Genomic DNA, 12,694 nt, shown 5'->3' with positions numbered 1-12,694 from the left:
GCAACTATACCCGGTAAGGGCGGGATGCAAAAGCGGCTACCGAATTCTGTTGCTCACCAGATAGGCCAGCCCGCCGACCAGCAGGCCCCAGACCGCCGCGCCCAGCCCAAAGACCGAGATGCCCGATGCGGTGATCGCAAAGGTCAGCATCGCGGGCTCACGCTCGGCCGGAACCTCAAGTGCTGCGAAAATCGAATTGGCCAGAACGCCGATCAGGGCGACACCGGTCAGTGTCCCCATCAACAGCGGATCGGCATGGGATGCAAAGCCGGTAATCGCCACGGCAAAGATACCGAATACACCATAGAACACACCACTCATGATGGCCGACCAGTACCGTTGCGCGGGATCGGGGTGGCTGTCTTCGTTGGAACACATCGCAGCCGTGATCGCCGCAAGGCAGGTGGCAGGTGCACCAAATGGTGCCGATAACAGGCTCGCCCCACCCACGGATGAAAACAGCCTGCCCGGAGCCGGGGTATAGCCAAAGCTGCGCATCACCGCGATGCCGGGAATGTTCTGGGTCGCCATCGTGACAATGAACAGCGGGATGGCGATCCCGATGGTCGAGGCCAGCGAGAAACTGGGCGTGGTCCAGACCGGTGCCGCCAGCCATCGCGCCGGGGTCACCGATGCGTCGCCTGCGTTCAGCACCACAACCAGCGCGGCGGCGACAACGGCCGCCGGAACAGCGAACAGCCGGTTGATCCGGCCCGCGATGAACCATGTCAGGATCACCGGCAGGGCTTGCGCGGGCAATTCGGCTGCGGCCTGAAAGGGCAGAATGCAAAGCGGCAGCAGAACGCCCCCCAGCATGGCCTGTGCCAGTGTCGTCGGAATGGCGGCCGCCAGCCGCCCCAGTGGCCGCCAGAGCCCGGCCAGCACCGTCAGCGCCCCTGCACACAGGAAGGCGCCCGTCGCCTCGGCAAACCCCAGCGCCGGTGTCGCGGACACCGCCAGCAGCGCCGCCCCCGGCGTCGACCAGGCGACGCTGATCGGTTGCCGATACCACAGGCTCAGCACAATGGCGGTCAGTCCCATTGCAATGGCCGCCATCATCAGACCCGAGGCCGCCTGCGCCGGAGACGCCCCCATCGCGGCCAGCCCCTGCAACACGATAGGAAATGAACTGAAGAATCCGACAATGGCGACTACAAGCCCGGTCGAGACTGTCTGGAGCGGTGGGGCAAACTGGGTCATGACTGCCTCGGGCGGTTGGGGTTGGTGATTGCTAACAAGCGGCGGCAGGGACGGGCAAGGTCTGAACGCGCAAAAGAAAACCCCGCCAGATCAGCGGCGGGGTTCGGGGTATGAGTATTTTTGAAAAGATGAAGATCAGGCGATCTCGGCCAGACGGGCCAGCGCCTCGTTCAGCTTGGCTTCTTCTTCCTCGCGTGCGGCGAGGTTGGCTTTGGCTTCCTCGACCACCTCATCCGGGGCCGAGGCCACGAATTTGGGGTTGTTCAGACGCCCGCGCAAGCCACCCAGTTCCTTGGCCAGCTTGCCCTTTGCTTTCTCCAGCCGCTCCTTTTCCGCGCCGATGTCGATGATATCCGCCAACGGCAGGCCGAAGGAGGCTCCGGGGGCGGCAATCGAGATGGTGCCCTTGGGCAGCGTGTCCGCGCTGGTCAGGCTGTCGATGCGGGCCAGACGTTTGATCAGCGCCTCGTTGCGGTCCCACGCGGCTTGGCCGTTGGCGTCGATCTCGGTCACCAGCATCGGCACGTAGAGACCCGCAGGCACCCGCATCTGTGCACGGGCCGAGCGGGTGTTTTCGATCACCGAGATCACCCAGTTCATTTCACGATCCGCATCGGCGTCGACCAGTTCCGTGCCGTAGGTCGGCCAGTCGGCGTGGACAACCATTTTCGCGCGATTGCCGGTCAGGCCCCACAGCTCTTCGGTGATGAAGGGCATGATCGGGTGCAGCAGGACCATGCACTGATCCAGAACCCAACGCATGGTGGCGCGGGTCTCAGACCGTGCTTCGGCGTCATCACCCTGCAGCAGCGGTTTCGACAGTTCCACGTACCAGTCGCAGACCTTGCCCCAGACAAAGGCATAAAGCCCGTTGGCGGCATCGTTGAAACGATAGCTTTCCAGCGCCGCGTCGACCTCTTCCCGCACACGGGCGGTTTCGCCGATGATCCAGCGGTTGACGGCGGCCTTGGGCTTCAGGTCTGCCACATCCAGTTGCGGCACAGCGTCGGTAAAGACCTCATTCATCTCGGCAAAGCGGACGGCATTCCAAAGCTTGGTACCAAAGTTGCGATAGCCGGTGATGCGTTCACGCGACAGTTTCAGCACACCGCCAATCGCCGCCATCGAGGCGTTGGTAAAGCGCAGCGCGTCGGCACCGAATTCGTCCACGATTTCAAGTGGATCGATGACGTTGCCGGTGGTCTTGGACATCTTCTTGCCCTTCTCGTCGCGGACGAGCGAGTGCAGGTAGACGGTGTGGAACGGAACCTCGTTCACCACGGCCAGCTGCATCATCATCATCCGGGCGACCCAGAAGAACAGGATATCCGCGCCGGTGATCAATACGCTGGTCGGGAAATAGCGGCGCATCTCCTCGGTCTGCTCGGGCCAGCCCAGCGTGCCGATGGGCCAGAGGCCGGAGGAGAACCACGTGTCGAGCACGTCGGGGTCGCGGAACAAAGGTGCTTTTCCATCAAACAAAAGCTGCTTCGCTTCTTCCTGGTCTTTGGCGAAAACAACTTCTTGCTTCCAATGCCCGTAATGTTCCTCGGCTTGCTTTCTAACTTCGGCCACGGTTGCTCCGCAGAATACCGCAAAACCGCCCTTGTGATGTCTTTCCATTGAAAGTCTGGCGGCTGGTTCATCTTCCACGAAAGTGGAACATCTGTGAGTAGGCCCATACCAAACCGGAATCTGATGCCCCCACCATAGCTGGCGCGAGATGCACCAGGGCTCGATGTTTTCCAGCCAGTGGTAATAGGTCTTCTCGCCGGACTCGGGGATGATCTTGACCGTGCCGTCCCTGACCGCGTCCAGCGCCGGGCCGACGACCTTTTCGGCATCCACAAACCACTGGTCGGTGAACATCGGCTCGATGACGACTTTCGAGCGGTCGCCAAAGGGCTGCATGATCGGCTTGCTCTCGACCAGTGGGACAAGTGCCGGGCTGAAGTCCTGCCCACCGTCATCGTCCTCTGTAGGCCGGGCTTCAGCCCGGCTTGATCCCAGACGCGGATCGTCCGCTGGACACATGACAGCCAGACCTTCGCTGGTGATCTCTTCAACCACCTTGGCGCGCGCCTCGAACCGGTCTAGTCCGCGCAGGTGATCCGGGATCAGGTTGATCGCGTCGATCTCATTCTCGGTGAACGCTTTGCCGCGCGCGTATTCCTGCGCCTTGCCCGCCTCTTCGGCGTAAGGCGCGCCATCAGCCCGCATCGCGCCCTTGGTGTCCATCAGGCGGTACATCGGAATGCCGCAGCGCCTGGCGACCATATTGTCGTTGAAGTCATGCGCGCCGGTGATCTTCACCGCGCCCGAGCCGAAGTCGGGATCGGGATACTCATCGGTGATGATCGGAATCTGGCGGCGATGCTCTTTCGGTCCAACCGGGATTTCGCACAGTTTGCCGACGATCGGCGCGTAGCGCTCATCCGACGGATGCACGGCCACAGCACCGTCGCCCAGCATGGTTTCGGGCCGCGTGGTTGCAATGGAAATATAATCCCGCTCCTCGCGGAAGATCACATTCCCATCTTCATCTTTTTCCAAATACTCATATGTCTCGCCGCCCGCCAAGGGGTACTTGAAGTGCCACATGTGGCCCGGCGTTTCAATATTCTCGACCTCAAGGTCCGAAATCGCCGTCTCGAAATGCGGGTCCCAGTTGACCAGTCGCTTGCCGCGATAGATCAGGCCCTTTTCGTACATGTCGACGAAGACCTTGATAACGGCATCATGGAAATTCGGGCTGTTCTCGTGCCCGGTGCGCGGGTCACCTGGCGCGCCCGCCATGGTAAAGGCGTTGCGCGACCAGTCGCAGCTGGCGCCCAGGCGCTTGAGTTGTTCAATGATCGTGCCGCCGTATTCGCCCTTCCACTCCCAGACTTTCGCAAGGAATTTCTCGCGTCCCAATTCGCGCCGACCTTCGTTGCCCTGCGCCGCCAGCATCTTTTCCACCTGCATCTGGGTGGCAATGCCCGCGTGGTCCTGCCCCGGCTGCCACAGCGTGTCAAAGCCCCGCATCCGGTGCCAGCGGATCAGGATATCCTGCAACGTGTTGTTGAACGCATGACCCACATGCAGCGCACCCGTCACGTTGGGCGGCGGGATCATGATGGTAAAGCTTTCCTCGCGCGAACGGTTCGCGCCTGCCTTGAAGGCTCCGGCCTGTTCCCAGGCCTCATAGATACGGGCCTCGGCCTCGGCCGCGTTGAATGTCTTTTCCATCGCCATGGGATGCGTCCTGCGTCAACAAATTCGGGTCAGCGCCTGCAATAGCGAATGGAGACGGGAAGGGGAAGGCCCTGTGCGGCGACGATTGCCGAAGTCACCCCGTGCCGGTCGCCTCGTTTCCGTACAGGTGCGTGCTTTGTGCCGCGCCTTGTGTCATCGCCTTGGCCTGATCCTCCCGGATGCGGGCATGAAGCACCAAGGCTGGCGGCGAAAACAACTCGGTCGGTGGTTTGATGAGGATGAAATTGCCCACCCGGTCTTCGCCCCGCGCCAAGACCGCGTAATCGCGATCCGCCACTTTTTGCTGCGCGTTCGGGTTCAGATACCGGATCGCCAGCCCGATCCGCCGATCATCCGACATATTGGGCCCCGAGCCATGGATTGTGAGGCCATGGTGCAACGACATCTGACCCGGCTGCAATTCGATATGTGTCTTGTCCTCGTCTGCCACATCGACAGCCACCTCCTGCCCGCGCGACAGCAGGTTGTTGTCTGAAAACGTGTCGTTATGGGGCAGGATCGGGTTTTTGTGGCTACCCCTGACAAAGTCCATGCAGCCGCTTGTTACCGTGGCAGGCGACAATGCGATCCACGCGGTCACCTGATCCGGTGTTTCGCCCATCCCCCAATAGGTCAGGTCCTGATGCATTCCCACCACCTGGGTCGTGCGTGGCTCTTTGATGAACAGTTCCGCAGACCACAGCAGCAAATCCGGCCCCAGTATTCCTTCGACGACATCCAGAACCCTGGGGTCCAGTGCGATACGGGCGACCAGCGGCATCACCACATGGGCGTTCAGGCGTTTGTACATGTTCAGCGGCAGCGGAAGGTCGGCCACGCGCCAGGTCTTCTCGATCTGCTCCAGCTCGGCCCGAAACTGTGCGGTCTCATCCGGTGAAAAGACTGTAATTGGAAAGGCAAACCCGTCTTGCCAATACGCGTCGACCGATGGGGCGTCCAGGCGGCCCTGTGACAGGGAAATGGGTTCGGGCATGGGGAACCTCCGGCAGGCTGTATCTTCAAACAGCCTACGAATCCCTCTGTGGCTCCTGCAATCCTGTTTACGACATCGGTGTCGCCACACGCTTTCAAGCAAGGCGCTGGACATAAGCAAGCACAGGGCTAGTGTCGCCATCAAGGCAGCGACAGGAGCATCCCATGGAAAAATTCGGCAAAAGCCAGCCCGTCAAACGGACCGAAGATCAGCGGTTCCTGACCGGGCAGGGGCGCTATATGGACGATGCCGTGCCCGGCAATGCGCTGTTTGCCGCTTTCTTCCGCAGCCCAGTGGCCCATGGCGATATCACTGCGCTGGATCTTGAGGCCGCGCGGAGCGCCGACGGGGTGCGGCTGGTCATGACATTGGACGATCTTGCCGCCTCGGGCATCGACACGGTGATGAATGCAGCAACCTTGACCAACCGCGACGGGACCGGCTCTGCCGCGCCGGATCGGCATATGCTGGCCAAGGACCGTGTGCGCTTTGTGGGCGAACCCGTGGCCGTTGTCATCGCGGATACGCTGGTACAGGCGCAGGACGCGGTCGAACTGATCTGGATGGATATCCGGGAACGCCCCGCCAAGCTGGACGTGAAAGCGGGGGGTGAGGCCCTGCACCCGCAAGCGCCCGACAATCGCGCGTTTGATTGGGGTCTGGGGGATGAGGCCGCGACCAAGGCCGCCTTTCAGGCCGCCGCCCACACCGTGTCGCTGAACGTGCAAGACAACCGCGTCATCATCAGCTCGCTCGAGCCACGGGGCTGTCAGGCCGATTGGTCTGGCGGGCGTCTGCACTTTTCCTATGGCGGGCAGGGTGTCTGGGCGATGAAGGCACAACTGGCGCAAAAGCTGAAACTCGATGCGGATGCAATCCGTGTCACCACCCCGGATGTGGGGGGCGGGTTCGGCATGAAGGTGATGCCATATCCCGAATATTTCTGCGTGGCCGTGGCCGCGATGAAACTAGGCCAGCCCGTGCACTGGATGTCCGACCGGTCCGAGGCAATGCTCTCCGATCACCACGGCCGCGATCTGACCTCGCTGGCCGAGCTGGCCTTTGATGCAGATCACCGGATCACCGCCTACCGCGTCCACAGCAAAGTCAACCTTGGTGCCTATAACAGCCATTTCGCGCAGGCGATCCAGACAAGCCTGTTCAGCAAGGTGCTGATGGGGGTCTATGACGTTCAGACCACCTATCTCCGGGTCGAGGGGTTCTATACCACGACAACACAGGTCGACGCCTATCGCGGTGCCGGACGCCCCGAGGCGATCTATGTGCTGGAACGCGTGATGGACCGCGCGGCACGCGAACTGGGCGTTGACCCGTGGGAGTTGCGGCGCAAAAACTTCATCAGGCCCGGCGATTTCCCCTACACCTCTGCCACGGGTGAAACCTATGATGTCGGCGATTTCGACATGGTCCTGCGCCGTGCGGCCAGCCAGACCAGCGGGTTCGAGGCCCGCAAGGCCGCCGATGCCGAACGCGGTCTGATCCGGGGGCAGGGTCTTTGTTACTATATCGAAAGTATTTTGGGCGACCCTTCCGAGAACTCGAAGGTCGAGTTTTGCGAGGATAGCACTGTGAACCTTTATGTCGGTACACAATCGAACGGGCAGGGGCACGAGACGGTTTATGCCCAGTTCCTGTCCGATCAGACCGGCGTTCCGATGGACAGGATCACCGTCATTCAGGGGGATACCGACCTGCTTGGCCATGGCGGCGGAACGGGCGGCTCGCGCTCGGTGACGGTGCAAAGTACCGCGACCCTCGCCACCATTGACAAAATGATCGCCGCATTCACGCCTTATCTGGCCGATAAGATGGGGGTCGAGGACAGTGATGTGCGATTTGACCATGAAACATTCCGCGCGCCGGGCTCGAACCTGACGCCGACCCTGACCGAAGCCGCGGCCATGGCCCGCGCCGACGGGCGATTGGACTTGCTGACGCATGAGTCCCGCGCGCAACTGGATGCCCGCAGCTATCCTAACGGCGCACATGTTGCCGAGGTTGTGATCGATTCCTTCACCGGCGAAACCCGTGTGGACCGCTACACCGTGGTTGATGATTTCGGAAATCTTATCAACCCGATGCTGGCCGAAGGGCAGGTGCATGGCGGGGTGGTTCAGGGCATTGGTCAGGCGCTGTCGGAACATGTGGTGCATGATGATCACGGACAGCTGCTCACGGCATCGTTTATGGATTACGCCTTGCCCCGCGCGGTGGACATACCCATGATAAAGTTTACCTCGGCGCCGGTGCCGTCAACTTCCAACCCGATGGGGATGAAAGGATGCGGCGAGGCCGGCACGGTGGGCGCTCTGGCCGCTGTGGCGAACGCGGTTCAGGATGCGCTCTGGGATCACGGGGTGCGGCAGGCGGATATGCCTTTCACACCTCATAAAGTTTGGGAATTGCTGACGCATGAAACTGTCGCGGCTGAGTAGGAAGGTTCTGGGATGGCTCGGGCGGCCCTTACGGTCCGAGCACTCCGCCGAAACGCGGCACCGCGAGCCGATCAGCCACGTGATTATCCTAGATGGCACCATGTCCACCCTCGAACCGGGGTTCGAAACCCATGCCGGACAGACCTATCGCCTGTGCTGCGAAATGGGCAGCAAGGTGTCGGTGTTCTACGAGGCAGGCGTGCAGTGGGAAAGCTGGAAATCCACCATGGACGTGATGATGGGCCGGGGCATCAACCGCCAGATTCGCCGCGCCTATGGCTATCTGGCGTCGCGCTACAAGCCCGGTGACCGGATTTATTTCATCGGCTATTCCCGTGGAGCCTACGGCGTGCGCAGCCTGGCCGGGGTGATCGACATGATCGGCCTGCTCAAGGCCGAACACGCGACCGAGCGGAACATCCTGCAAGCCTACCGCCACTATGAATGCAATGTCAGCGGCACCGCAGCCCGCGATTTCCGCCGCAAGTTCTGCCATGACAACGTCAAGATCGAGATGGTCGGTGTCTGGGACACGGTCAAGGCGCTGGGCCTGCGCCTGCCGCTTCTGTGGCGCTGGGCCGAGGATCGCCATGCCTTTCACAACCACCAGCTGGGCCCGGCCACTCTGCATGGCTATCACGCGCTGGCCCTCGACGAAACGCGCGAGGTGTTCGAGCCGGTTCTGTGGCGATGCAAGCCCGAGTTCAACGGCCATGTGGAACAGGTCTGGTTCCGTGGCACCCACGGCGATATCGGCGGCCAGCTGAACGGCTATGAAGAGGCCCGCCCGCTCAGCAATATCTCGTTGATCTGGATGCTGGACAAGGCCGAGATGCACGGGCTGCCGATGCCCGAAGGCTGGCGCACCCGTTTCCCCACGGATGCCCATGCGCAATCGGTTGGAACCTGGCGCGGTTGGGGCAAGATATTTTTGCTGCGCAAACACCGCAAGGTCGGGCGGGACCAGTCAGAACGCCTGCATGTCTCGGTCGCGCCGGATGAATTGCCGGGCTGGGTGGCGATGCCGAACCTGCCGACACATCCCGCGCAGTGAAAGGCTACCATGTGCCACTGACACCAAGATCACCGGCACTTCAATGTCAGGTTCGAGCCCAAACTTGCAATACAGGTAGACAAAATGACCTCTTATTTGAGTTGCACTTTAGCCTGAAGCGCGAACTGATGTATTCTTGAGCTGAGAGTCCACAAAGCTTGGAGGGATTAATTATGCTCGGCCAATTGGGAATTTCAGGGCTTGGAGATTTGGCGGCTTGGCTCGGCTTAGTTAGCGGTATTATTGGAACAATACTGGCTGTCCGTTCGAACCGGAGAAACAATCTACTTCAACAGAAAATCGTTAACATCGAAGAGAACCGAGATAAGCTTTTGAAAATCGAAAACATGACAGCGGTGCTATCTGCGAGGGCCGTCAGGGCCCACAATGCCGGCTCTCAGTCACCAATTAACTATATCGAAATCAAGAACTCTTCCTCTTCCGCTGCTGAAGAAATCGTTCTGAGACTGGAGTTCTTTCCAGAGGAGAAGAATGAGGATCGCTACGTTCTGCCCTCTGCTCAGAAGGAATCTGCTGGGAAGCTAGAATTCAGGATTCCAGCGCTAGGAGGTAATAGTGAGTATTATGTCTGTCTGCCTTGGGTAGCCGAGAAGAACTCAAAGGATATTCACAAAACGACCGATAATTTTTTTACAGATGTAGATTTGAAGTGGAAAAATGTCTCCGGAGAAGAGTCCGCTTACCATCATCGCCTGAGCTCGGTGGTTCCACCTATTGGCGCAATTTCCGCCGTCGCTGAGTGGCGACGTTAGCACCGCCGAATGGCAGCTTCGTCCCGCAAAGTTGACGCTCCGAACTAAAACACCCTCGCAGCATTCAGCGAGGGTGTTTTCTTTGTAAGAGCTCGTTACGTCTTGCGTCGTTCTTGACTAGCAACGCCTCCGGTAAGAGGCGTGGCGAAACGCCTGCGCCCTTTTCACGTTCTATAGACATGATTTAGGTTCTGGTGTTCGCAATTACCGCCGCCGGTCGCGGCGCGAGCTCATGGGTTGGAAGGCCACGCCCACATGCGCCTCGCAATAGGGTTTGCCCGCCTCAACCGGCAGGCCGCAGAACCAGAAATCCTCGGTCGCGGGGTCGCCCACGGGCCACTTGCAGGTCTTCTCGGTCAGTTCCATCAGCGTCAGCTTCTTGGCCTTCTTCTCGATCTCGTTGACCTTGGCCAGCGCCTCGGGGCTGATCTCGTTGGCCGAGGGCTGCGGCGGCAGCGGCTGACCGGCCGGGATGATCTGGCGGCGGGCCGGAACGGCGGGTTTCGCCTCGGCAGCAGCAGCCGGGCGCGCCGGTTCTGTCTTTGGCATGGGTCTGGGCTTGGCTTCGGCCTTGGGCGCGGGTGCCGGTTTCTCTTTCGGTTCGGACTTGGCCGGGGCTGCGCCTGCTGTCCGGTTGGACAGGCCCAGGCGGTGGACCTTGCCAATCACCGCGTTACGGGTCACGCCGCCCAGTTCCTTGGCGATCTGGCTGGCCGACTGGCCTTCGCCCCACATCTTCTTCAGCAGTTCTACGCGCTCGTCTGTCCAGGACATCGTCAGCCTTTCAAAAGCGGAAAGCGGCCCCGGATTCGGGCCGCCTTGGGAATTCGTCTCAGCCCCCTATTCTAAACACTGCAGCCCGAGTTACAAGCTGTCTTCGAATCAGGTTGAGGGCAAAGCATGCAGAATCCCGCAGAACAGACCGAACGCAGCTTTGGGGCGGTCAACTGGATGGGGCTTTACACGCTGGCGCAGCGCGAAATCCGGCGCTTTCTTTCGGTCTGGACCCAGACCGTTCTGGCGCCTCTGGTCACGGCTGGCCTGTTCCTGCTGATCTTCACCATCGCCATTGGGCCCAGCCGCCCTGACGTCATGGGCGTGCCGTTTGTGGTCTTTCTGGCACCGGGGATCCTGATGATGACGGTAATCCAGAATGCCTTTGCCAATACCTCCTCTTCGATGGTGATTGCCAAGGTACAGGGCAATATCGTCGACACGCTGATGCCGCCGCTGTCCCCGCTCGAGATCCTGCTGGGGTATCTCGCCGGTGGCATCGCCCGTGGCCTGATGATCGCGCTGGTGATTTCAGTTGCGTTGCTGGTCCTGCTGTCCATCGCCCCCCAGCACCCGTTGATTGCACTGATCTTTGTTGTTCTGGGGGGCGCCTTCATGGGCGCGCTGGGCCTGTTTGCCGGGATCTTTGCAAACAAGTTCGATCAGATGGCCGCGATCACCAACTTCATCGTCACACCTCTGGCTTTCCTGTCGGGCACCTTCTATTCGGTCGAGGCGCTGCCTCCTGTCCTGAACCGTCTGACCCATCTGAACCCGGTCTTCTACCTGATCGATGGGCTGCGTTACGGCATGATCGGCGTGTCCGACAGCTCACCGTGGTTGGGCATGGCAGTTTGTGGTTTTGCCACGCTGGCCATCGGGCTGATCACCTGGCAAATGCTGCGCATCGGTTATCGGCTTAAGGCTTAACCGAGCTCTGCCAGCCTGTCGGGCGGCAGGGCAGGTTTGGGTTCGCCCAGCCGCGGATGCAAGCGGGCCGACACAGCCCAAGCGCCAAACAGGGCAATCCCGCCTGCCGCGAACACACCGGCCACCGGTGCCACCAGCAGGACCAGAGCTGCAACACCGGGCGTCAGAATGCCCGAGACATCGCGGTAACTGGAATAAATCGCCGACATCTCGGTTCGCTCAGACGGTTTAACAGCCATGAGGAAAGGTAATCCGGCGCAGATATCCAGAACGATCAGCCAGACAGACCCCAGAACCAGCGCAGCGACCGAGGCAACCGGCCATCCCGCGACCAATCCGGCAGCGAAAAAGCAGCCCCCCGCGGCAACAAACCCGATGCGAACAGCCGACCTGAGCGACCGCGTCTGGACCCAGCGCAGGATCAACGGGGCGGCCAGCAGCATGGCGTTAGTGCATGACAGAAGGATGCCGCCCAGTTGTTCTCCCAGCCCGTTTTGGATGGCGAAAATAGGCAGGTAGACCACATATATCCACCAGCCGCAGGACCGGATCATTGCAAACAGATATCCGGCAACCAATCTGGGTTGAACAAAGAACCGGGGAAGAAAGGCCAACGGGTTCTTGGCCGGACCACGAGCCTTGGTGATCAGCTTGCCATTGCCCAGACGCATGCGCCAGAACTGCGCCAGCATGACCAGCGCCGCTCCGGCACTGATGACAAACGGGGCAGGGCGCCAAAGCTCCATCAGCAGAACACCGGCCATTGGGCCGCCCGTCCATCCCAAAGCGCTGTAGAACATGCGGCTGGTCTCGCACCGGCCAAGTTCGATCTTGCTGATGTAATCCAGCACATAGGTGTTGAAGCAGATGAAAGTGACAACCGCGGCCATGGTATTCAGGGCCAACGCGCCGACCACGGCCTCGGGGCTGCCCACGATCGCCAGCGATGCACCGCAGATGAACATGACGCAACCGGTGGAATAGGCCCATCTGCGCGGTACAAAACGGATCAGGAACGGCACCATCAACCCGACCAGCAGGGACAGGATGCCAATCAGGAAATACAGGAATGACACGGACGAGGCATCGCCCAGCGCCCGGTACATCGCCAGCGGAAAGACCGAAATCAGAATACCGCGCACCACGGCTTCGATTCCGGCCAGAATCCCGAAATCACGCACCGATGGGGCAGGCGCGTGGCGTACCCATTCAGGTATTCGGCGTTCATGCATAACAAACTCGCAAATCAACTCAGCCCAGAATGCGCCTGCTGCTT

Annotated in this window: 9 protein-coding genes; 4 read left to right on the top strand and 5 right to left on the bottom strand. The window is 60.6% G+C overall.

Features of this window, described 5'->3' with window-relative positions; translation table 11 throughout:
* Positions 1–36 precede the first annotated feature (36 nt).
* The 3 genes from ACR0D9_RS16805 to ACR0D9_RS16795 all read right to left on the bottom strand — a co-directional run bounded on the left by ACR0D9_RS16805 (position 37) and on the right by ACR0D9_RS16795 (position 5,431).
* Positions 37–1,200, bottom strand: coding sequence for a benzoate/H(+) symporter BenE family transporter (locus ACR0D9_RS16805; protein WP_480539551.1), 1,164 nt, complete (start codon positions 1,198–1,200; stop codon positions 37–39).
* A gap of 135 nt (positions 1,201–1,335) precedes the next feature.
* Positions 1,336–4,437: a valine--tRNA ligase gene (locus ACR0D9_RS16800; protein ID WP_480539550.1), complete on the bottom strand. Its 3,102-nt coding sequence runs from the start codon at positions 4,435–4,437 to the stop codon at positions 1,336–1,338.
* 94 nt (positions 4,438–4,531) lie between these two features.
* Positions 4,532–5,431: a phytanoyl-CoA dioxygenase family protein gene (locus ACR0D9_RS16795; RefSeq protein WP_480539549.1), complete on the bottom strand. Its 900-nt coding sequence runs from the start codon at positions 5,429–5,431 to the stop codon at positions 4,532–4,534.
* A gap of 164 nt (positions 5,432–5,595) precedes the next feature.
* On the opposite strand from ACR0D9_RS16795, the gene ACR0D9_RS16790 reads away from it, so the two are divergent.
* From ACR0D9_RS16790 to ACR0D9_RS16780, 3 genes are all read left to right on the top strand, one after another.
* Complete coding sequence (locus tag ACR0D9_RS16790; RefSeq protein WP_480539547.1) at positions 5,596–7,887, top strand: xanthine dehydrogenase family protein molybdopterin-binding subunit; 2,292 nt, start codon at positions 5,596–5,598, stop codon at positions 7,885–7,887.
* A complete protein-coding gene (locus ACR0D9_RS16785; RefSeq protein WP_480539545.1) occupies positions 7,865–8,941 on the top strand; it encodes a DUF2235 domain-containing protein in 1,077 nt (358 codons plus the stop codon). Before ACR0D9_RS16790 ends, ACR0D9_RS16785 begins: the two co-directional genes overlap by 23 nt.
* A gap of 173 nt (positions 8,942–9,114) precedes the next feature.
* Positions 9,115–9,714, top strand: a complete 600-nt coding sequence (locus ACR0D9_RS16780) for a hypothetical protein (RefSeq protein ID WP_480539543.1) — start codon at positions 9,115–9,117, stop codon at positions 9,712–9,714.
* 204 nt (positions 9,715–9,918) lie between these two features.
* Here the strand turns inward: ACR0D9_RS16780 and ACR0D9_RS16775 are convergent, their stop codons facing one another.
* A complete protein-coding gene (locus ACR0D9_RS16775; protein ID WP_267363457.1) occupies positions 9,919–10,488 on the bottom strand; it encodes a GcrA family cell cycle regulator in 570 nt (189 codons plus the stop codon).
* Between the two features lie 126 nt (positions 10,489–10,614).
* Between ACR0D9_RS16775 and ACR0D9_RS16770 the strand changes: the two genes are divergently transcribed.
* A complete protein-coding gene (locus ACR0D9_RS16770; RefSeq protein WP_480539541.1) occupies positions 10,615–11,418 on the top strand; it encodes an ABC transporter permease in 804 nt (267 codons plus the stop codon).
* Here ACR0D9_RS16770 and ACR0D9_RS16765 read toward each other — a convergent pair.
* Positions 11,415–12,650, bottom strand: coding sequence for an MFS transporter (locus tag ACR0D9_RS16765; RefSeq protein WP_480539583.1), 1,236 nt, complete (start codon positions 12,648–12,650; stop codon positions 11,415–11,417). The genes ACR0D9_RS16770 and ACR0D9_RS16765 overlap by 4 nt on opposite strands.
* Positions 12,651–12,694 lie beyond the last annotated feature (44 nt).

It is taken from the genome of Ruegeria sp. AK11, assembly GCF_056541095.1.
This window is presented reverse-complemented; position numbering and strand designations above follow the sequence as displayed.